The 20,195-nt window shown below is 72.9% G+C and carries 19 protein-coding genes; 4 read left to right on the top strand and 15 right to left on the bottom strand.

Annotated features, from left to right (window positions below):
- Window positions 1-28 precede the first annotated feature (28 nt).
- The 8 genes from V6V47_RS09015 to V6V47_RS09050 all read right to left on the bottom strand — a co-directional run bounded on the left by V6V47_RS09015 (window position 29) and on the right by V6V47_RS09050 (window position 8,962).
- The gene (locus V6V47_RS09015; RefSeq protein ID WP_334627623.1) at window positions 29-814 is read right to left on the bottom strand and encodes a hypothetical protein; all 786 of its coding nucleotides are present in this window, start codon (window positions 812-814) and stop codon (window positions 29-31) included.
- Between the two features lie 91 nt (window positions 815-905).
- Window positions 906-1,664: a MerR family transcriptional regulator gene (locus tag V6V47_RS09020; protein WP_334627624.1), complete on the bottom strand. Its 759-nt coding sequence runs from the start codon at window positions 1,662-1,664 to the stop codon at window positions 906-908.
- A gap of 50 nt (window positions 1,665-1,714) precedes the next feature.
- On the bottom strand, window positions 1,715-3,979 hold the full coding sequence (locus V6V47_RS09025) for a putative bifunctional diguanylate cyclase/phosphodiesterase (RefSeq protein WP_334627625.1): 2,265 nt from the start codon (window positions 3,977-3,979) through the stop codon (window positions 1,715-1,717).
- A gap of 366 nt (window positions 3,980-4,345) precedes the next feature.
- Window positions 4,346-4,579, bottom strand: coding sequence for a zinc-ribbon domain-containing protein (locus V6V47_RS09030; protein WP_334627626.1), 234 nt, complete (start codon window positions 4,577-4,579; stop codon window positions 4,346-4,348).
- A 124-nt stretch (window positions 4,580-4,703) separates the two neighbouring features.
- On the bottom strand, window positions 4,704-5,582 hold the full coding sequence (locus V6V47_RS09035; protein ID WP_334627627.1) for an SRPBCC family protein: 879 nt from the start codon (window positions 5,580-5,582) through the stop codon (window positions 4,704-4,706).
- On the bottom strand, window positions 5,575-6,132 hold the full coding sequence (locus tag V6V47_RS09040) for a helix-turn-helix domain-containing protein (RefSeq protein ID WP_334627628.1): 558 nt from the start codon (window positions 6,130-6,132) through the stop codon (window positions 5,575-5,577). The genes V6V47_RS09035 and V6V47_RS09040 overlap by 8 nt, the downstream gene beginning before the upstream one ends.
- A gap of 92 nt (window positions 6,133-6,224) precedes the next feature.
- Entirely contained in the window at window positions 6,225-7,568 is a 1,344-nt protein-coding gene (locus V6V47_RS09045) for a class I SAM-dependent methyltransferase (protein ID WP_334627629.1), read from the bottom strand.
- Window positions 7,565-8,962 (bottom strand): FAD-binding oxidoreductase, encoded by a 1,398-nt coding sequence (locus V6V47_RS09050; RefSeq protein ID WP_334627630.1) that lies wholly within the window; start codon window positions 8,960-8,962, stop codon window positions 7,565-7,567. Before V6V47_RS09050 ends, V6V47_RS09045 begins: the two co-directional genes overlap by 4 nt.
- Window positions 8,963-9,055: 93 nt before the next feature.
- On the opposite strand from V6V47_RS09050, the gene V6V47_RS09055 reads away from it, so the two are divergent.
- Genes V6V47_RS09055 through V6V47_RS09065 form a run of 3 tightly spaced genes read left to right on the top strand, consistent with a single transcriptional unit; the run spans window position 9,056 to window position 10,597 of the window.
- Window positions 9,056-9,526, top strand: coding sequence for an aminoacyl-tRNA deacylase (locus tag V6V47_RS09055; protein ID WP_334627631.1), 471 nt, complete (start codon window positions 9,056-9,058; stop codon window positions 9,524-9,526).
- A gap of 30 nt (window positions 9,527-9,556) precedes the next feature.
- A complete protein-coding gene (locus V6V47_RS09060; protein ID WP_334627632.1) occupies window positions 9,557-9,841 on the top strand; it encodes a DUF427 domain-containing protein in 285 nt (94 codons plus the stop codon).
- Window positions 9,842-9,892: 51 nt separating this feature from the next.
- Window positions 9,893-10,597 (top strand): RICIN domain-containing protein, encoded by a 705-nt coding sequence (locus V6V47_RS09065; RefSeq protein WP_334627633.1) that lies wholly within the window; start codon window positions 9,893-9,895, stop codon window positions 10,595-10,597.
- A 13-nt stretch (window positions 10,598-10,610) separates the two neighbouring features.
- On the opposite strand, the gene V6V47_RS09070 is transcribed toward V6V47_RS09065, so the two are convergent.
- The gene (locus tag V6V47_RS09070) at window positions 10,611-11,915 is read right to left on the bottom strand and encodes an MFS transporter (RefSeq protein ID WP_334627634.1); all 1,305 of its coding nucleotides are present in this window, start codon (window positions 11,913-11,915) and stop codon (window positions 10,611-10,613) included.
- A 53-nt stretch (window positions 11,916-11,968) separates the two neighbouring features.
- Here V6V47_RS09070 and V6V47_RS09075 point away from each other — a divergent pair, with 53 nt between their 5' ends.
- Window positions 11,969-12,976, top strand: coding sequence for a GlxA family transcriptional regulator (locus tag V6V47_RS09075; RefSeq protein ID WP_334627635.1), 1,008 nt, complete (start codon window positions 11,969-11,971; stop codon window positions 12,974-12,976).
- A gap of 89 nt (window positions 12,977-13,065) precedes the next feature.
- On the opposite strand, the gene V6V47_RS09080 is transcribed toward V6V47_RS09075, so the two are convergent.
- From V6V47_RS09080 to V6V47_RS09105, 6 genes are all read right to left on the bottom strand, one after another.
- On the bottom strand, window positions 13,066-13,530 hold the full coding sequence (locus V6V47_RS09080; protein WP_334627636.1) for a hypothetical protein: 465 nt from the start codon (window positions 13,528-13,530) through the stop codon (window positions 13,066-13,068).
- A 143-nt stretch (window positions 13,531-13,673) separates the two neighbouring features.
- The gene (locus V6V47_RS09085) at window positions 13,674-15,626 is read right to left on the bottom strand and encodes a VWA domain-containing protein (protein WP_334627637.1); all 1,953 of its coding nucleotides are present in this window, start codon (window positions 15,624-15,626) and stop codon (window positions 13,674-13,676) included.
- A gap of 2 nt (window positions 15,627-15,628) precedes the next feature.
- A complete protein-coding gene (locus V6V47_RS09090; RefSeq protein ID WP_334627638.1) occupies window positions 15,629-17,089 on the bottom strand; it encodes a sigma 54-interacting transcriptional regulator in 1,461 nt (486 codons plus the stop codon).
- Window positions 17,090-17,149: 60 nt separating this feature from the next.
- Window positions 17,150-18,217 carry a hypothetical protein gene (locus V6V47_RS09095; RefSeq protein WP_334627639.1) on the bottom strand — a complete coding sequence of 356 codons (1,068 nt, stop codon included), beginning with the start codon at window positions 18,215-18,217 and terminating at the stop codon, window positions 17,150-17,152.
- A gap of 86 nt (window positions 18,218-18,303) precedes the next feature.
- Window positions 18,304-18,954 carry a response regulator transcription factor gene (locus V6V47_RS09100; protein ID WP_334627640.1) on the bottom strand — a complete coding sequence of 217 codons (651 nt, stop codon included), beginning with the start codon at window positions 18,952-18,954 and terminating at the stop codon, window positions 18,304-18,306.
- Window positions 18,951-20,195: a histidine kinase gene (locus tag V6V47_RS09105; protein WP_334627641.1), complete on the bottom strand. Its 1,245-nt coding sequence runs from the start codon at window positions 20,193-20,195 to the stop codon at window positions 18,951-18,953. Before V6V47_RS09105 ends, V6V47_RS09100 begins: the two co-directional genes overlap by 4 nt.

A 20,195-nucleotide genomic window follows, 5' to 3' on the forward strand; every position in this document is an offset into this window, starting at 1 on the left:
CTGGTGAAGGTGATACTCCAGAGTCAGGTCAGGCGCCGGGAATGTTCGCCGGCGGGTCCTCACCGACGAGGTCGGCCGCCGGCGGGTCGGCCGCCACCGCCAGACCGAAATCCGAGTACGTCAGGTCGAGCTGCGCGGTCTTCGACTGCTCGCTGGCCAGCTCGATCCGGTAGCGGACCAGCCGCCCCTGCTCGTCGACGGCGGCGGTGAACGGCACGGCCGCCGCCCGGTCGCCGAGCACCTTGCCCACCCCGGAGCCCAGCACCGCCCCACTCTGCCGCAGGTCCAGTGTGCCGGCGTACTCCCGTACCCCCGTCTGTTTGACCGCGGCCGGCGCGGTCAGCGTGCCGGCCAGCTTGGTGTTGTCCAGGCCCTGCTTGCCGCCCGGCGCGCCGGGGGCGCCGACGTGCCACCAGGTCTTGCCGTCCCAGACCTGGACCCGGCGGTCCGGTGCGGTGACCCGGACGTAGACGTCCGGGCCGGTGGTCAGCCGCTCGATCTTCACCTCGCCGTTGGGCACCTTGAGGGAGGTGGTCTCCAGGCCGCGCCGGGCCTTCGGGTCCCAGACCAGCACCGTGCTGTCCCCGCCCGCCGTGCCGCCGGTGCCGACGGTCAGCTTGTACGGCTGCTCGTCGACCTTCTTGGCGGCGGCGACCAGCACGCCGACCGGGTCGGTCGGTGCCGGTACGGGCGACGCGCTGGCCACCGGACGGGCCGCGTCCGGCTCGTCACCGGTGGCGACCAGTGCCCACACCCCGGCGGCGACCGCCACGGCGAGGACGGCGCCAGCGGCCACCAGCTTCGGCTTCTTCACGGTCATCTCCCCCGAGCGGCGCACCACCGGCCGGTGGCCGATCGACGCTGACCGCGGTGCGGTCCGGCCAGAGTAGCCGGACCGCGTCGCGTCACGCGCGGCTGATCGCGTTGGCGTGGATCGCCTCGTTCAGGTACGCCGTGAGGCCCGGGACGATCTTCTCGTAGTACGCGGTGAAGCGCTCGTCGGCCACGTACATGTCGGCCAGCCCGGTGTGCACCTCGTACGAGCACTCGTAGAACCAGCGGCTGATGATCTGCCGGTGCTCCTCGGCCAGCTCCCGCGCCTCCGGGCCGTCGGCCGGTGCCCCCGAGGCCATCAGCGCGACGATCCGTCGGCCCCAGTCCTCGTTCTCCGCCTTGTGCCGCAGCCAGTCGTCCTTGCTGTAGCTGGCGACCCGCCGGTTCGACTCCCGGTACGCGTCGGTGTCGCCCCAGCGCCGCTCGGCCTCGGCCTCGTGCTCCTCCGGGTTGACGTCGCCGAAGACCTCGAACCGTTCCTGCGGGGTGAGTTGGATGTTCAACTTGCTCGCCTCCATCGCGAACTCGATCGCCGTGACCATCTCCTGCAACCGCTTGACCCGTGCCGTCAGCAGCTCGTGCTGGCGGCGCAGGTGGGCGGCCGGGTCGGCCGCCGGGTCGTCGATGATCGCGGTGATCTCCTCAAGCGGGAAACCCAGTTCCCGGTAGTACAGGACGAGCTGCAACCGCTCCAGGTCCGCGTCGCCGTAGCGGCGGTAGCCGGCCGTGGTCCGCCCGCTGGGCGAGAGCAGCCCGATCTCGTCGTAGTGGTGCAGCGTCCGGACCGTCACGCCGGCGATTCTGGCCACCTGACCCACCGTGTACGCCATGGTTTCCCTCCCTTCCGGGAACCAGGCTGCCGCCTGCCGCTACGTGAGGGTCAAGGCCGATTCTGGCCCACCGCGGCGGGGCGGTCCGGCCGTCCGTACAGATAGCCCTGGCCCCGGGGGCAACCGATGGCGGTGACCGCCGCGTGCTGCCGCTCGGTCTCCACCCCCTCGGCGACCACCGCCAGGTCGAACGCGCCGGCCAGCCGGGTGACCATCTCCACCGTGGCGTACGCCCGGTCGTCGGTCCCGAGGCGGGCCACGAACGAACGGTCGATCTTCAGCTCGGTGGCCGGGATGCGGTGCAGGTAGCTCAGCGACGAGTAGCCGGTGCCGAAGTCGTCGATGGCGATCTCGATGCCCAGCTCCCGGAGCTGACGCAGTCGCTCCAGCACCGCGTCGGTGCCCTCGATCAGCGCCGACTCGGTCAGCTCCAGGGTCAACGCGCGCGGTGCCAGCCCGGCCCCGGCGATGGCCGCGGTGACCGTGGCGATGAGGTCCGGCCGGCGCAGATGCGCGGCGGCGATGTTCACGGCGACAGTGGCATCCGGTGCCCGGTCCCGCCAGGTCGCCGCCGCCCGGCACGCCTCGTGGATGACCCAGCGGTCGATCGGCACGATCAGCCCGGTCTCCTCGGCCAGCGGCAGGAACCGGGCCGGCGGCAGCACCCCGAGCCGGGGGTGCCGCCAGCGCACCAACGCCTCCGCGCTGCGTACCGCGCCGGTGGCCAGGTCGACGATGGGCTGGTACTCCAGGTGCAGCTGCTCCTCGTCGACCGCCCGGCGCAGGTCGGCGATCAGCTCCGCCCGCGAGACGGCCGATTCGCGCAGCGCCGGGGTGCACGTCCGGTACGCGGACTTGCCCGCCGCCTTGGCCGCGTACATGGCGATGTCGGCGTCACGCAGCAGATCGGTGTGGGAGGTGTGCTGCGGGCCGTACTCGGCGATGCCGATGCTCGCCGACGGGTGGACACCGACGTCCTCGTCGCCGTCGGAGGGCTTCAGGGCGTCCAACAGCCGTTCCGCCAGCCGCTCCGGCGACACCGGCCCGTCGCCGTCGACGAGCACCGCGAACTCGTCCCCGCCGAGCCGGGCGATGGTGCCGTCGCCGTCCACCGCGGTCCGCATCCGGGCCGCCAGCCCGGTCAGCAGGGTGTCGCCGGTGGCGTGCCCGAAACGGTCGTTGACCTGCTTGAACCCGTCCAGGTCGAGCAGCAGCACGGCCACCGGCCGCCCGTCGCGCAGCGCGAGGCGCAGTCGCCGGTTGAACAGCAGCCGGTTGGGCAGCCCGGTGAGCTGGTCGTCGTACGCGAGCCGGCGCAGCCGGGCCACCAGACCGAGGTTCTCGTTGGCGGCCAGCCCCTGCCGGACGGCGAGGGCGGCGAGCAGCGCCATCATGGTCACGAAGATCGGTTCCGGGGTGTGCCCGGTGGGTTGGCGGGTCACCACCACCGCGATGATCGCCCCGCCCACCGGCAGGTACGGCAGCGACACCCGCCACCACGGCGTACGCGGCGACTCGGCGGTGTCGTCGGCGGTGTCGTAGTCCGGCGGCGGCGGGCACCGGGTGGCCAGGCCGATCAGCAGGTAGCTCAACGGCCAGCACAGGTCGATCGGATGACCGGCGACGTAGTCGCCGCGTACGACCAGCGACACGTAGCCGACGTCGGCGACCACCCGGATGGTGAGGCTCGCCGCGAGCACGCTCATCGGTCGCCACACCGATCGGACCGGCCCGGCGACCGCGACCAGGATGGTCAACTGCATCAGGTCGAACATCGGGTAGAGCAGCCCCAGCGTGCGCGCCGGGTCGGCCAGCTCGGCGGAGGCGACCCCGCGGAACACCAGCACCCAGCCGACCGGCACCAGGGCCAGCGCGACGATCACCCCGTCCAGCAGGGTCCGGGCACGCCCGACCGCGGTCCGGGGAGCGGAGGGCGAGCAGAGCAGCACCGCCGTGCCGGTGATGATGCCGACGGTGAAGACCGCCCCGACCAGCGGGGTGTGCGGCAGGTCGCCGCCGACGAGCCGCTGTACGGTCCAGATGGCCCGACCGGCCGCGGCGAGCGCCATGGTGATCGCGAGCAGCGACCAGAACCGGCGCAGCGGGCTCGGGTGGCGACGGGCGACTCGCGCGCAGGCGACGGTGGCCCAACTGGCGACCAGCAGCGCGCCCAGGTCGCTGACCAGCGCGGCGTTGGGCAGCTCGGCGACCAGCCAGCACGCCTCAGCGAGCAGCACCGCCCCGGCGACGAACAGCCCGGCGCGGCCCGGCCGGGTGGTCGCCCCCGCAGCCTGCTTGACCCCCTGTGGCGACACGTCGCTCCGGCTCTTCGTCGTGCGTGCACCCTCGGACGATCCGGTCCACGGCGGCAAACTCCGAAAGCCTAGTCAGCACCCGAGCCCCTCGCCAGGGCCCGGGCGTCCACAGAGGATTCTTCGCGCTCCCGGTCTGGCCGGCGCCCGTGCGCGTTGACCGCTCGTGGCCGGTCCAGGTCCGGTCAACGGCCGGCGGAGCGGTTCCACGGTGAGCGGGGCAGCGAGGTGCCGGCCGGCGGGCGGCGGGTGCGGCGGCGTCTGCGCCGACCAGGGGTGCAGGGCGGTCGGGAGACGGTGTGCACCGCGGGGCCGCCGGACGCGCCCGGCCAGCCGATCAACCAGCAGAGAAAGGGTGGCATCAGCAACTCAGCCGACCGGGAGACGCTCGGCGTCGGACTTGGCGATCGCGTACTCCGCCGAGCAGAACGTGCACTGCTGCGCGTACCGGGTGCGGATCGGGATGAGGGGGATGAAGAAGAGGGTGAACTTCGTCGATCGGCGGGTGATCACCTGTGCGGCGTGGTTGCCGCAGTTGCGGCAGACCTGCTGCACGACACCCAACCGGTTGACTTTGGTCCGAAGGCCGAAGATGAAGAACATCGCTCGTCAGTACCCACTCCGCCCCTGCCAATCACCACGACACGGGAACGCCGATATCGCGGTATCCCGTCGGGCCGGACACCGTGATATCGGCGATCTCGAGGTGATCAGAGCTCGAGCGGCGTCAGCCGGCAGCTCCGCTCGGCTCCGGCTCCAGGCCGGGCACCTCGGCGGGAAGCCAGATGGGCTGCCAGTCGGGCACCTCGTGGTAGCGGCGCAGCTCGGCCAGCCCGGACACCGTCCCGCTCCAGGCCGCGTACGGCGGGTTGGCCTCGTCGAAGCCGCTCTGCACGAACGTCAGCGTGGTGCGGCCATTGGACTCGGCCAGCTCCCAGGTCGTCACGCCGACCGGTCCCCAGTCCACCGACATCTTCCGGCCCGGCTCGACGTCGAGCACCTTGGCGGCGTACCCGGCGTCGAAGCCGCCCATGGCGTACCGGCCGCCGGCCCAGGGCTCGATGCCGATCGGGTAGCCGAACCAGGCGCTGGCCTGCTCGGAGTCGGTCAGCGACTCCCACACCTTGTCGGCGGGAGCGGCGATGACCAGCTCACCCCGGAGGTCGGCGGAGGTGAAGTCGGTGCGGGGCAGCAGCGGCCGGCCCTCCAGGTGGGCGGCCAGGTTGGCGATGGAGAGCGCCCAGTACGTCTGGAGCACACCGCGGATGCTGCTGCCGCTCATCGCCTCGGCGAAGTCGAAGTGGCTCTGCAACAGCGTCAGCACGGTGCTGGTCGGGCTCTCGGCGGTGAGCTGGAGATCGCTGGTGGTCTTCACCCCGTCGAGCAGCCACTCGAAGCGCAGCGTGTCGTCGTCGGCGTGCAGCAGGCTCTGGTGCGGGGCGTCCCCCTCGGGGGTGTAGCGGCCCCAGAACTCGTACCGCTGGGGCAGCTCGACCTCGGCGTGCTCGGCCAGCCAGAGTCGCAGCTCGGCCGGGTCGGTCAGAGCCTGGCGGACGCGCTCGATCGGCGCGGAGAGACGGGCCTGCACCTTCAATGGTTCAGTCATGGTCGTTCCCTTTCGGATAGCAGGCCACGGCGAGTTTGAAGGCATCCCCTTCGCTGCCGCCGTAGCGCGTGAACAGATCCTGAAGTGCGGTTTGCAGGTCGTGCAGGAACTCCTGGCGACGCTCAGCCGGCACCCTGATCTCGCCGGACACCCCGATCGAGGGCAGCTCGGGCGCCGCCCGGTCCAGGGCGGCGACGTCGGCCTGGACCTCCTCCATCAGGTCGAGCAGGTAGCCCAGGCTGAGCTCGTCGCGGGCCCGCCGCAGCCCGATCCGGCCGATCAGCCGCGGCGAGAGCCAGTACGACCGGGCGGCCGCCTGGTAGATGCCCTCGGTGATGCCGCGGACCTTGCGCTCGTTGACCAGCTCGACCAGGCCGGCCGCGACGAGCTGCTTGACGTGGTAGTAGACGCGCTGTGGCGTCTGGTCGAGTCGGGCCGCGACCTCGGTGCAGGTGCGCGGCTCGGCCAGTTGCCGCAGCACCTCCACGCGCTGCGGCTTGAGCAGGACTTCGGCCTGCTCGATCTGCTCCAGGTACAGGACGTCTCTCATGGCAAAATCAGTTTGTACGTACAAAATTTGTTTGTCAATGGGTTCGACGAAAGCCGCGCCGATCCGGCGCGGCTTTCGTCAGTACGACAGCGTCACGGCAGCCAGTCGGGCCGCAGCGGGTAGCTGCTCTCGCCCGCCGGCCCGGTACGCGTGGCCAGCACCTGGTGCAGCTGGATCTCGTTGCGCTCGAACGCCATCCGCGAACCCGCCATGTACAGACCCCACACCCGGGCGGTGCCCGCGCCGACCTCGGAGACGCAGAAGTCCCAGTTGTCGACCAGGTTGCGGCACCAGGCGGCCAGCGTCAGCGCGTAGTGCTGGCGCAGATTCTCCTCGTGGTGCACCTCCAGCCCGGCGTCGTGCACCTCGCTGATCAGCCGACCCGGGCCGGCCAGCTCACCGTCGGGGAAGACGTAGCGGTCGATGAACGCGCCGGAGCGGTGCGGCGCCCGGTTGTTCGACCGGGTGATGGTGTGGTTGAGCAGCCGCGCGTCCGGCCGCAGCCGGCTCCGCAGGGCCCCGAAGTAGGCCGGGTAGTTGCGCACCCCGATGTGCTCGGTCAGCCCGATCGACGAGATGGCGTCGAACTGCTCGGCCGGGGCGTCCCGGTAGTCCATGTGCCGGACCTCGGCCAGCTCGGCCAAGCCCTCCCGCTCGATGGCGGCCTGCGCCCACTCCGCCTGCGCCTTCGACAGCGTGACCCCGAGCGCCTTGACGCCGTACTCGCGGGCCGCGTGCCGGACCATGCCGCCCCACCCGCACCCCACGTCGAGCAGCCGCATCCCCGGCTTGAGCGCCAGCTTGCCGGCGACCAGGTCGTACTTCGCGGCCTGGGCCTGCTCCAGCGTGTCCTCCGGAGAGTGGAACACCGCGCAGGTGTACGTCATCGACGGGCCGAGCACCTTCTCGTAGAAGGCGTTCGAGACGTCGTAGTGGTGCGAGATCGCCGTGCTGTCCCGCACGCGCGAGTGGACCAGCCCGTTCATCACCCGCTTCCAACGCGGCTGCGCCTCCTGCGGCGGAGCCGGCGGCGGCAGCAGCCGCTCCCAGCCCAGCCCGCGGACCAGCGCCAACCCCTCGGCGAGCGACGGTGGCCTGATCCGCAGCTCGTCCTTGAGCACCTGCAGCGCCTCGTACGGGTCACCCGGGTGCACCCCCTGCAACGCCAGGTCACCACTCACGTACGCCCGGGCCATGCCCAGGTCGCCAGGTGCGGTGAGCAGGTACGACAGACCCCGCTCGGTACGGATCGAGAGGGTGATGCCGGCGTCGGACGGGCCGACTTCGCTGCCGTCGTACCCGGTGATCCGGACCGGCAACGGCCCGGAGGTGACCGCGCGGACGACGTCCGCGACGGTCGGTACCGGTTGCCGGCCCCCCGCCGGCGGGGTGGCTGGGGCGCTCGCCGCCCCCTGGTCTCGGTCGGTCAGGCTCATGCTCGTGCTACCGCCTTTTCGTACAGTCCCGTCAGCCGGTGGTCCGGGTCGTAGCGGTCCTTCACCGCACGCCACGTGTCGCCGCCGTAAAGCCGGTCGAAGGCGTCCCGGTCGTAGTACGCGTCGGAGTAGAGCGACTTGTGCCCGCCCAGCTCCGACACCCTGCGTTCGATCGTGCGGTTGACGTCGCCGTCGGCGGCGCCCTGCGCGATCGGCACGCTCCCCCAGAACCCGATGTTGACGTAGTCCTGCCCCGGCCGGAGCGGATACAGCGGCCAGGACCGCGCCGAGCCGGGACCCGCCGGCTCGCGCAACCGCAACGGACAGAGCCACACCGGGGTCATCCCCACTGCGCCGGAAAACCAGCGCAGGAAGTCAGCCGTCTGGTCCAATGGAATCTCCACGTCCTGCACGACCCGCTCCCGGGCCGGCTGGCCGCGCAGCCGGTCGAGCCGGGCCGCCACCTGGTGCCGGTGCTCCAACCGGACCAGGCGGTGGTAGACGTCGCTGCGCCGCCAGCGCGACGGCCAGAGCCGCCGCACCACCGGGTGCTGCGCGCCGAACGCCGACGAACACCAGAACCAGTCGGTGTCCCAGCGCCAGAGATAGTCGTACGCGGTCAGCACGTCGCGGCTGCGGTCGCGCAGCGACCGGTAGTAGATCGCCTGGCCGGTGTAGTCGCTGGGCGGATCGGCCTCGTCGGTGAACGTGGCCAGCACCAGGTACGACTCGTCGGGGCTGAACATCACCCCGTCCATCGCGTCGACCGGCTCGCCGGCCCAGGAGCTGGTCGCGGTGATCTCGGCGATCGCGTCGGTGAGCTCGTCCAGCCGGTGGAACCGGATGTTGCGCAACGCCACGTACCGGCCGATCGGTTGCAGCTCGATGCGCAGCCGGGTGGCGTAGCCGAGGCTGCCCAGCGAGTTGGGGAACGCGGCGAACAGGTCGGCGTGCTCGCCGGCCGGCCGCGCGGTGATGATCTCGCCGGAGCCGGTGAGGACGTCCAGCTCACGCACCGACTCGTGCGGCAGGCCGTTGCGGAACGAGGTCGACTCGATGCCGAGGCCGGTGACCGCACCGCCCAGGGTGATGGTGCGCAACTGCGGCACCACCAGCGGCATCAACCCGTGCGGCAGCGTCGCGTCGACCAGGTGTTCGTAGGTGCACATGCCCTGCACGTCGGCGGTGCGTGCGGCCGCGTCGACCGAGAGCACCCGGCCGAGGCCGCTGACGTCGAGCCCGGGAACCCGGGGCGCAGAGCGGGGGCGGAATAGGTTGGAGGTTCGTTTGGCGAGCCGAACAGGCTCGCCAGTGGGCACCGCGGCGTACGACCGTCGCAGCGTGTCCACCGCTTGATCATGGTCAATGGGGTGATCCACACGCTCAGCGCGCATGTGATCACCTTACGCCCGGGCCAGGGAAACGGTGGGATGTCGCCGGTCACCATTTCCCGTCCGCTGCCAGCCGCGACGGCTAGCGTGGCGTGCATGCCGTCGCCCGCGATCGTCGCCCTGGACGCCGTCGGTCTGCCCTACCGACTGGTCCGGCACGGCCCGGTCGACAGCCTGGGAGAGGCCGCAGCGGCCCGCGGTGTGGCCGTACCGGACGTGGTCAAGACGCTCGTGGTGCGTCGGGGCGTGGACGACCATCTCTTCGTGCTCACCCCCGGCGACCGGGTCATCTCCTGGCCGAAGCTGCGCGCCCTGCTCGGGGTGCACCGACTCTCCATGCCGGACGCGGCGGGCGCCCGGGCCGCCACCGGCTACGAACGCGGCACCATCACCCCGTTCGGCGCGACCACCGCCTGGCCGGTGATCGCCGACGAGCGGGTACGCGGTCGGGAGATCTCCCTGGGTGCCGGTGAACCGGGCCTCGCCATCGCGGTCGACGCCGATGCCGCGATCGCCGCCCTCGAGGCCACCGTCGCCGACGTCACCGATCCCCAGCCGACCCGCTGATCGCCGGCGGGGCGACCTAGTGTTGGTCGTATGCCGAAAGCTGTCTGGAACGACCTGGTCATCGCCGAGAGTGACGACACCGTGCTGGTGGAGGGCAATCACTACTTCCCCCGCTCCGCCCTGCGCGACGACGTGATCCGCGACTCCGCGACGCACACCGTCTGCCCGTGGAAGGGCACCGCCTCCTACTTCACGCTCGCGCACGAGGGCAGCACCAGCGAGGACGCGGTCTGGTATTACCCGGAGCCCAAGCCGGACGCCGAGATGGTGCGCGATCGGGTGGCTTTCTGGAAGGACGTGCGCGTCGTCGACTGATTCATCCGCCCTCGCTGGCCCCGGGCCGCCGCGGTACGTGAGGATGGCGGTATGTCCGCGCCCGAGGAACGCCCCGACCGCGCCGGCACCGTCTACGGCGGGCGCCCGGCGTCGCGCCCCGGCCTGCTCGGCGACCCGATGCTGCGGATAGCGCTGGGAATCGGGCTGGTCGGCGTACTCCTGGGGGTGGTCTTCGCGACCGGTCTGCTCGGCGGCGGCGACGAGCCGGTGGTGCCCGCGACCGTCGGCGCGGCCGAGCCGACGGTCGCGGCCGCGTCCACCAGCCCGTCGGTCGAGCCGAGCCCGACCGAGCCGTCACCGAGCCCGGCGGCCACCACTGCGGCGGTCCCGGCCGCCGGGGCGCTGCGGGCCGCCTCCGGGCTCTGCCTCGGGCTCGACGGCACCGGTGAGAAGGCGGCGGCCAAGCTGGCCGCCTGCACCGGCGGCCCGGAGCAGCAGTGGGTCGCCAGCCCTCCCGGCGCGGCCGCCGTGACGCTGACCAACGCCGCCTACGGGCAATGCCTCGACGTCGAGGGTGGCAGCACGGACGACAGCGCCCCGCTGATGCAGTTTCCGTGCCACGGCCAGGCCAACCAGCAGTGGCGGCTGACCGCCACCGGCGCCGGCCCGGTGCTGCTCATCGCGGTGCACAGCGGCATGTGCGGGCAGGCCGACGACGACGGCGTCGAGGTCGGGGACGAGATCCGGCAGCGGCCCTGCGACGGCCGCCCCGCCCAGCAGTGGACCCTCGGCTGACGCGCCTCCCGCCTCAGCCCCGGAAGCTCCAGGCGCGGGGTGCGGTCGCCGCGACGAGGACGGTCTCCGGCACCGGCTGGCCCGGCCGGCGGCGCAGCAGCAACGACAGCCCCGCCGCACCGATCGACAGCGCCCCGGCCGCGTACCAGGCCAGCGCGTAGTTGCCGAGCTGATCCCGGACCAGCCCGGCGGCGGTCGCGGCGAACGCGGCGCCGAACTGGTGGGCCGCGAAGACCCAACCGAAGACGACCGCACCGGCCGTGCCGAAATACTCCCGGCACAGCGCCACCGTCGGCGGCACGGTCGCCACCCAGTCCAGGCCGTAGAAGATGATGAACACCAGCATGCTCGGCTTGGCGGTGCCCGCGAAGAGTGACGGCAGCACCAGCAGCGACAGCCCGCGCAGCGCGTAGTAGAAGGCCAGCAACAGCCGACTGTCCACCCGGTCGGTGAGCCAGCCGGACGCGATCGTGCCGACGATGTCGAAGAGCCCGACGAGGGCGAGCAGCCCGGCCGCAGTGGTCTCGGCCATGCCGTGGTCGTGCGCCGCCGGCACGAAGTGCGTACCCACGAGCCCGTTGGTGGTGGCGCCGCAGATCGCGAACCCGGCGGCCAACAGCCAGAACGGCCGGGTCCGGGCCGCCGCGGCCAGCGCGCCGATGGCCCGGGTCGCCGCGCCGCCGGTCGGCGGCGTCGGCGCTGTGACCTCGGTCGCGCCGTAGGCGGGCAGGCCGAGATCCGCCGGGTGCTCGCGCAACAGCCACACCACCAGGGGTACGACCAACAGCGCGGCTCCGGCCACGACGAGCGCCGCCGTGCGCCAGCCGTGGTCGCGTACCAGTAGTGCGAGCAGCGGCAGGAAGACCAGTTGCCCGGCCGCCCCGCCCGCGGTCAACACGCCGGTGACCAGGCCCCGGCGGTGCACGAACCAGCGCCCGGTGACGGTCGCCACGAAGGCCAGCGCCATCGAGCCGGTGCCCAGCCCGACCAGCACGCCCCAGCAGAGCAGGAGTTGCCAACTGGCGGTCATGAAGACCGTCAGGCCGCTGCCCGCGGCGACGAGCAGCAGTGCGACGGCGACCACCCGGCGGATGCCGAACCGGTCCATCAGCGCGGCGGCGAACGGCGCGGTGAGCCCGTACAGCAGCAGGTTGATCGAAACGGCGGCGGAGATCGTGGCCAGCGGCCACCCGAACTCCTCGTGCAGTGGGTGCAGCAGCACCGAGGGCGTGGCACGGAACCCGGCCGCGCCGACCAGCGCCACGAAGGCGACGGCGGCGACCAGCCAGGCGGGGTGCAGGCGGCGGTTCTTGGTCACGCTGACCAGTCTGCGGGGGCACCGCGACGACGACGAGTGGCCGGAAAGCCATCATGCGCAATAATCGGGCCATGACCCTACGTGCGCACCGGATCGCCGTACTCGCCCTCGACGAGGTGGTCGGCCTCGACCTCGGCACCCCGTCCCAGGTCTTCGGCACCGCCCGGGACGCCGACGACACCGACTTCTACGAGGTGAAGGTGTGCACCCCGGGTGGCCGGGCGGTCCGCAGCGCCGCCGGCTTCCAGGTGCTCCCGGATCACGGGCTGGAGCTGCTCGACACCGCCGACACGGTGATCATCCCGGGCATCCACGGCGGCAGCGCGCTGGCCACCGGCGACCTCGATCCGGAGGTGGCCGGGGCGCTGCGGTCGGCGTACGAGCGGGGTGCCCGAATGATGTCGATCTGCACCGGTGCGTTCGTGCTCGCCGCAGCCGGGCTGCTCGACGGCCGGCGGGCCACCACCCACTGGGCGTACGCGGACCGGTTCCGCCAACTGCACCCTCGGGTGGACCTCGACCCGGACGTGCTCTTCATCGTCGACGACCGGATGCTCAGCTCGGCCGGGGTGGCCGCCGGCCTCGACCTCTGCCTGCACGTCATCCGCCTCGACCACGGCAGCGAGGTCGCCAACCGGGCGGCCCGCCGCTGCGTGGTGCCACCCTGGCGTGACGGCGGTCAGGCGCAGTACATCGAACGGCCGGTGCCGAAGCCCAGCGACACCAGCACCGCGAGCGCCCGGGAGTGGGCCCGGCAGCGGCTGCACGAGCCCGTCGCGCTGCGCGACCTGGCCGAACAGGCCCGGATGAGCGTACGAACCTTCACCCGCCGCTTCCGCTCCGAGACCGGGCTGAGCCCGGCGCAGTGGCTGCTCCAGCAGCGCACCGATCACGCCCGACTGCTGCTGGAGACCACCGACCTGACCGTCGAGCAGATCGCCCACCGCTGTGGTTTCGGCACCGCCGCCGCCCTGCGCCAGCAGCTCCACCAGCGCATCGGCGTAGCGCCCTCGACGTACCGCCGAACGTTCCACCCGCGCCCCGAGCTGGTCGAGGGCTGATCAAGCGCGCGCTCCCCGCGCGACGTGCTGCCGCGCTGCCCCGCGCCAGGCGCTGCCGGGTCGAACCGGCCGCGCCGCACCGGGACGGCTCAGGTGCGGAGGGCGTGCAGTTGCGCCTGGTGTTTGGGGAGGTGGACCCGGGTGTGCAGGTCCAGGGTGCGAGACCAGGGCAGCGGCTCGTCGACAACGAGGTCGAAGCCCTCGCGCAGATGGGTCTCGACCGGGGTCTGTGCCGCCAGGCCGAGCCGGTCGACCAGTCGGCAGAGCTTCTCGCTGGTGCCGTGCAGCAGCTCGGTCAGCCCACGCAGGCCGCCCTGCTCGAGGACCAGCGCGTCGAGCTGCGGCCGATGCATGTCGTCCAGGTCGTAATAGGCGAACGTGGACCCGGCGAGCAACGCCTCGGTGGCCTGGATCATCAGCTCGTCGTTGGCGACCAGGTGCGCGACGATCTGCTCAGCGCTGAGCTGCTCCTCGCCGGTCGGCGCGGCAAAATGCCCCGCGTCAATCTCGCCGAGAACCGCCCCGTAGGCCCGCCGCAAACCCCCACTCTCCACGCCCCCAGTCAACCCCTCCCCAGCCCGCCCCACCCCCGCCACCCGCGTCGATCATGGGCTTGTGGTGCCCGTTTCACCCGGAAGAGCAACCTCTGTCCACCACCACAACTCCATGATCGGCGGGGCTGGGGGCGGGGGTGGGGTTAGTGGCGGGACTGGCGGGAGCGGAGGTAGTCGCTGACCACGTACTCGCCCAGATCGTCGGCGTCCGGCGTGAACATCCGGCCCCGGCTGCGGCGGGCCACCGCGTCGACGAAGCGGCGCAGGCCCGGGTCGTCGCCGAGCATGAACAGGTTGAGCGTGGCGCCGTAGCGGCTGAGCCGGTCCACCTCGCGGACGGTCGCCTCGATCGTCTCCGGCAGTGGTGGCCAGTGGAACAGGGCCTCGCCGTCGTCCGGGTCCAGGTGGGCGGTCGGCTCGCCGTCGGTGACCACCAGCACCACCGGCTCGGCGTCCGGGTGCCGGCGCAGGTGCCGACCGGCCAGCCGCAACGCGTGCTGAAGGTTGGTGCCCTGTTCCATCTCCGGCTCCACCGCGGCCAACTCCCGCTGGGTGAGCATCATCGCCTCCCGGCCGAAGCCGACGATCTGGAGGGCGTCCTGCGGGAAACGGGTCTCCATCAGGTGCGCCAGCGCCAGTGCGGTCTGTTTCATCGGGCCCCAACGACCCTGCGAGATCATCGAGTACGAGAGATCGACGCAGAGCACCACCGCTGCGGACGACCGTCGTTCGGTCTCCACCACCTCGAAGTCGTCGACCGCGAGTTGCACCGGCACGGTCGGCCCGGCCCGGCGTACCGCCCGGGTGAGCGTACGGACGACGTCCAACGGCTGTTCGTCGCCGTACTCCCAGGGTCTTGACCCACCGCTGACCTCGCCGGCGGCTCCCGCTGAGCGCAGGTCGTGCTGCCCGCGCGGCCCGGCGGTCAGGTCCGCGAAGACCCTCCGCAGCGCGGTCCCACCGAGCCGGCGCAGCGCCTTCGGGCTCAGGGTGAGCCCGTCCGCGTCCCGGCTCACCCAGCCCTGCCGACGTAGCTCCCGCTCCAACTCTTGCAGGCGGCGGACATCGTCAGCGGCGTCCCGGCCCAGCGTCCGGGCCACCGCGTCGACGTCGACGTCGTCCAGGGTGGCCCCCGGGTGGTCCTGGTCGAGCTGGTCCAGCAGGTCGTCGAGCTCGCCGATCTCGCCCAACGCGCCGGCCGCGTCGGCGTAGTCCAACGGCTGGTCGCCCCGGACCCGCTCACCGCGCCCCCACCGCAGGTCCGGGCGCAGCGCCCGCAGGTTGGCGTCGAGCGCGGACAGTTCCCCGGCCAGCCGGTCGCCCAGCGACTGCTGCATGAGCCCGGCCAGCTCGGCGCGCTGCCGTTCGGAGAGCGAGTTCATCAGCCGCTCGCCCGCCGCCGAGCGGCGAGCCAGCACGTCGATCAGCTCGTCGACGGTCTCCGGCCGCTCCGGGAAGAAGTCGCCGTGTCGGCGCATGAACTCGGCGAACGCGTCGGTGGTGTCCTCGGCACGGCCGTGCCGGGCCAGCAGGTCGTTCAGGTCGCGCATCATCTCGGCGAGCCGCTGCTGGGCGGCCGGGTCGGCGGAGGCGCGGACCGCGTCGCGCAGCCCGGCGAAGCGCTGACCGAGCACGTCGTCGCGGAGCTGGTCGAGGATCTGCTGGTACGACCGACGGGCGTCCGCGCTGGCCCACGAGTATTCGGCCAGCTCCTCCACCGCCCGAGCGGTGGAGCGGGGCAGGTTGTCGAGCATCGACTCGGCGAACCGTGCCGCGTCGTCGTCGCGACCGCGCAACTCGTCGCGCTCGGCGGCGAGTGCCTGGTCGAGCAGGGCCTGTGCCCGGGTCACCGCGCCGTCCAGGTCGCCGCGGCGCAGCGCCTCCCGACGCAGTCGTCGAGCCCGCGCGGCCAGATCGTCCAGGCCGCCGCGCCCCTGCGGGCCTCGACGCAGCAGGTCACGCAGCGCCTCCCGCAGGCTGCCGCCGGCCAGCACCTCGGCGCCGACCGCGTCCACCGCCTCGCGCACGTCGTACGGGGGCGCGAGCGGGTCGGGTCCGCCGCGCCACTGCCCGTACCGGAACCGGTTGCCGGCCACGGTCAGCCCCGGCCGCCGTAGACGGTGCGCCCGGAGTCGTTGACGTCCTTGCCGAGCCGGCGGGTCAGGTGCAGCCCCTCCAGCACGAACTCGACGGCGGCGGCAGCCTCCTCCGGGGTGGGGGCGTCGCCCAGGCCGAGCCGGTCCAGCACCTTGGCCAGCCCCGGCACGGTGCCCACCTGGCGCAGCAGTTCGGCGGCGCCGACCAGCTCGCCGGTCTCGATCGCGGTGCCGTCCTCGACCAGGCTGGTGAAGCCGGACAGGTCCAGCCCGGCCAGGTGCGCCCGGAACGTCTCGGCGGTAGCGGTACGCAGCAGGTGGGCCAGGACTTCGATCTCCCGTCCCTCCTCGCCACTCTCGAACTCCACCTTGCCGCGCAGCGTGCTGGTCACCGACACCGCGTCGCCGACCCGGGCCACCGCGGCCTCGGGGCGGCCGTCCGGGGTGCTGACGGCGGCGAGCAGGCCGGCGCGACGCAGCGCGGCACCGGCCACCGTCTCGGCGGCGGCGATGGCGAAGCGGGCGGAGACACCGGAGCGGGGGTCGACCGACGGCGACTCGCGGACCGCGCGGGCGAACCGGGCGAGCACCTCCAGCACGTGCTCCGGCACCTCGGCGACCAGGTCGGCCTCCTGCCGGATCAGCGCCAGCTCCAGGGCCAGGTCGACCGGGTAGTGGGTACGGATCTCCGCGCCGAACCGGTCCTTGAGCGGGGTGATGATCCGGCCCCGGTTGGTGTAGTCGTCCGGGTTGGCGCTGGCCACCAGGAGCAGGTCCAGCGGCAGGCGAAGCTGGTAGCCGCGGACCTGGATGTCCCGCTCCTCCAGCACGTTGAGCAGCGCCACCTGGATCCGCTCGGCCAGGTCGGGCAGCTCGTTGACGGCGAAGATGCCCCGGTTGGTGCGGGGCACCAGCCCGAAGTGGATGGTCTCCGGGTCGCCGAGGGTGCGGCCCTGGGCGATCCGGATCGGGTCGACGTCACCGATCAGGTCGCCGACGCTCGTGTCCGGGGTGGCGAGCTTCTCGCCGTAGCGCATCGAGCGGTGCAGCCAGCCGACCGGCTGGTCGTCGCCGGCCTCGGCGACCTGGACGCGGGTGGCCGGGGTGAGCGGGTGCAGCGGGTGCTCGTTGAGCACCGAGCCGGGGATGACCGGGGTCCACTCGTCGAGCAACGCGCCCAGCGCGCGGATGAGTCGGGTCTTGCCCTGGCCGCGCTCGCCGAGCAGCACCATGTCGTGCCCGGCGAGCAGCGCCCGCTCGACCTCGGGCAGCACGCTGTCGTCGTAGCCGACGATGCCGGGGAAGCGGGTCTCGCCGGCCCGCATGCGGGCCAGGAGGTTGTCGCGGAGTTCCTGCTTGACGGTGCGGTAGTGGTGACCGGCCGCCCGCAGCGCGCCGAGCGTGGCGGGCAGGTCGGCCGGTGGAACCGGAATTACCGGGGAAGGCGCAGTCACCCGACCCACGCTAGCTCACATGTGCGGGGGTGCCCCAGGCATCGAGGGGCACCCCCCCCCTCCGCCCCTTCAGCCACGACCGCAGCTTTGGCAGGCCCCGCGGCGGCGCAGGTGGTACGCGTAGGTGGCGGCGCCGAGCGCCACGCCCCACAGCGGCCAGAGCAGTGCCGGTGCGCTGGCCACGCTGAAGTCCTGCCAGAAGTCGGGCTGACTGAACAGCCCCAGCGAGGCCGCGGTCACCGCGATGGCCACCAGGCTGGCCGGCACCACGGCCAGCTTCACGGGCACCCGACGGCCGGCCAGCCTGCCCATCCAGCGGGGGAAGCGCTCTCCCCAGCGCTGCACCAGACCGAGGGTGAGGATCGCGCCGACCGTGGCGAACGCGCCCAGCCCGAACCCGGCCCACACCAGCCCGGTCTCCTGCATCTCGTCGAGGAACTGCCGGGAGATGCCCAGCGGGATGCCGACCGTCCAGGCGAACCGGGTCGACGCGTACGCCAGCGGGATGACCGCGGCGATGCCGACGGCCCACCGACCCCAGCGCGCGGCGGCGACCGGGGTGGTCCAGCCCCGGCCGGTGTCGCTCCGACCGCAGGCGACGCAGGCCCCGGCGGTACGACGTTGCCAGGCGAGCACCGCCCCGGCCAGCAGCAGCCCGCCGGCCAGCGCGGCGAACCGGGCGAACAGCGCCCAGGTGAAGATCTCGGCGTAGTCGACCGGCGGCCAGCCGAACGGCGCCCCGATGATCAGCATCGGCAGGTAGCCGAGGATGACGAGCACTCGGGCGTCCGGAACGACCACGGCGAGCACGAACGCCACCGCCCAGCCGTAGCCGGAGAGCAGTGCCCGCAGCGGGCCGGGTGGGCGCACCGCCGGGCGGCTCATGGCCAGCGCCGCCACCGCGGCGGTCAGCAGCACGCCGGCGAAGAGTGGGGTGGCCACCTCCACCGGCACCAGGCGCAGCAGGTTGACGTCACCCCCGTGCGGATCGTTCGGGCCGAACGGGTAGCCGTTGCCGTTGAGCGTGCTGAGCAGCGCGAGGACGCCCCAGAGGGCGAGCCAGGCGGCGGCCATCGGGGCGAGTCGGTCGGGCCAGCGGGAGTCGGGACGGGGTCGGATGGCAGTGATCGTCGTCATGCTCCCAGCCTCGGCCGACGAGCGGCCGGCCCCCTCCCGGGCGACGGTGAACCCGCTCCCCCGCAGGAGGGATCGACGGAGGACCGTCAGCCGGACGGGGTGACGAAGCCGGACTCGTAGGCGGCGATCACCGCCTGGGTGCGGTCGCGCACGCCCAGCTTGGCCAGCACGTTGCCCACGTGCGTCTTGACCGTCTCCACCCCGACCACGAGGTGCGCGGCGATCTCCGGATTGGACCGGCCGGTGGTCATCAACCGCAGCACCTCGGCCTCCCGCTCGGTCAGCCGGGCGGCGCGCAGCCGGTCGCCGCCCGTCGGCCCGTACGCCCCCACCAGTTGGCGGATCGCGGCCGGGAAGAGCAGTGACTCCCCGGCCGCGACCACCCGGACCGCCTCCACCACCTCGGCCGGCCGGGCTCGTTTGAGCAGGAAGCCGGCCGCGCCGGCGCGCAGCGCCTCGTAGACGTACTCGTCGTTGGCGAAGGTCGTGACCACCAGCACCCGGGGCGGGTTGGCGGAGGTGGCCAGCAGGTGTCGGGTGGCCTGGATGCCGTCGATGCCGGGCATCCGCACGTCCATCAGCACCACGTCGGGTCGGTGCCGGGCGACCAGCGGGGGCACCTCGGCGCCGTCGGCGGCCTCGGCGAGCACCCGCAGGTCCCCTTCGGCGTCGATGATGGCCCGCAGCCCGACCCGGATCAGTTCGTCGTCGTCGACGATCAGCACCCCGGTGGTCATGGGTTGTCCTCGTACGGCAGGCGGGCCCGGATCAGCCACCGGTCGCCGTCCGGCCCCACGCTGAGCCGGCCGCCGAGCAGCAGCACCCGCTCCCGCATGCCGTCCAGGCCCCGACCGCCCCGGCCCGGGTCGGCGCGCGCGGGACGCCCGACCGCGTTGACCAGCTCCAACTCCAGCGCATCGGGATGCAGGTCCAGCCGCAGCGTCACCGGCCCGTGGCCGTACCGGGCGGCGTTGGTCAGACCCTCCTGGACGATCCGGTAGCCCTCCCGGGAGACCGCCGCGGGCACCCGGGCCGGGTCGCCGGCGCGATGCGCGTGCACCGCCAGCCCGGTCGCGCGCGCGTCGGTGACCAGCCGGTCCAGGTCGGCGAGGGTACGCTGCGGCGCCGCCACGGATGGGTCGCTCCCGTTTTCCCGGAGCAGTCCGAGCACGTGGTCCAGCTCGTCCATCGCGGTGCGCCCGACGTCCTCGATAGCGGTGAGCGCCCGCCGGACGAACTCCGGATCGGTGTCGAGCACTTGACGGGCCGCGCCCGCCTGGAGGGTGGCCACGGTCAGCGCGTGGCCGACCGAGTCGTGCAGTTCCCGGGCCAGCCGGTTGCGCTCGGCGAGCCGGGCGGCCCGGGCCTCCAGCGCGGCGATCCGCTCCGCCGGGGCCGGCCCGAGCAGCACCGGCGCCATCGACGCGGCGAGGGCGCCGAGCCCGGCGACGGCGTAGCCGAGGCCGACCAGCAGCGCCACCCCGGTCAGGGTGAGCCAGCCGCTGTCCCGCCCGTCCAGGGGCCCGAACCGTTCCCGGTCGGACAACGCGGCCCCGACGCCGAACTGCTGGGCGATGAAGGCCAACGCCATGGGTAGGGCGCTGACCAGCGCGACCATCACCAGCCCGCCGACGATGAGGTGTGTGGCGATCCAGAGGGCGCTGCGCAGCCGGGTCTCCCGGTCGCCGCGATGCCCCGGCGCGGGCTCGGGCAGGTCGACACCGAGCAACGCCCGCACGGCGGCGATCTCCAGCGCGCGGCTGCCGCCCAGCAGCAGCGGCACCCCGGCGATCAGCAGGGCGATCACCAGCAGGACGAACACCAGCGGGCGGGGGATCTGCGAGTCGGTGAGCAGGCTGGCGAAGGTCGCCGCGAGCAGCCCGTACGGCAGCGCCAGCACCCCGCCCAGCAGCAGGAACACGCCACGCCGCCAGGTGCTGCCGGCCACCAGCGGAGCCAACGCCGCTCGGAGGGTCAC

Source organism: Micromonospora sp. CPCC 205539, assembly GCF_036906815.1.
Classification (GTDB): domain Bacteria; phylum Actinomycetota; class Actinomycetes; order Mycobacteriales; family Micromonosporaceae; genus Micromonospora.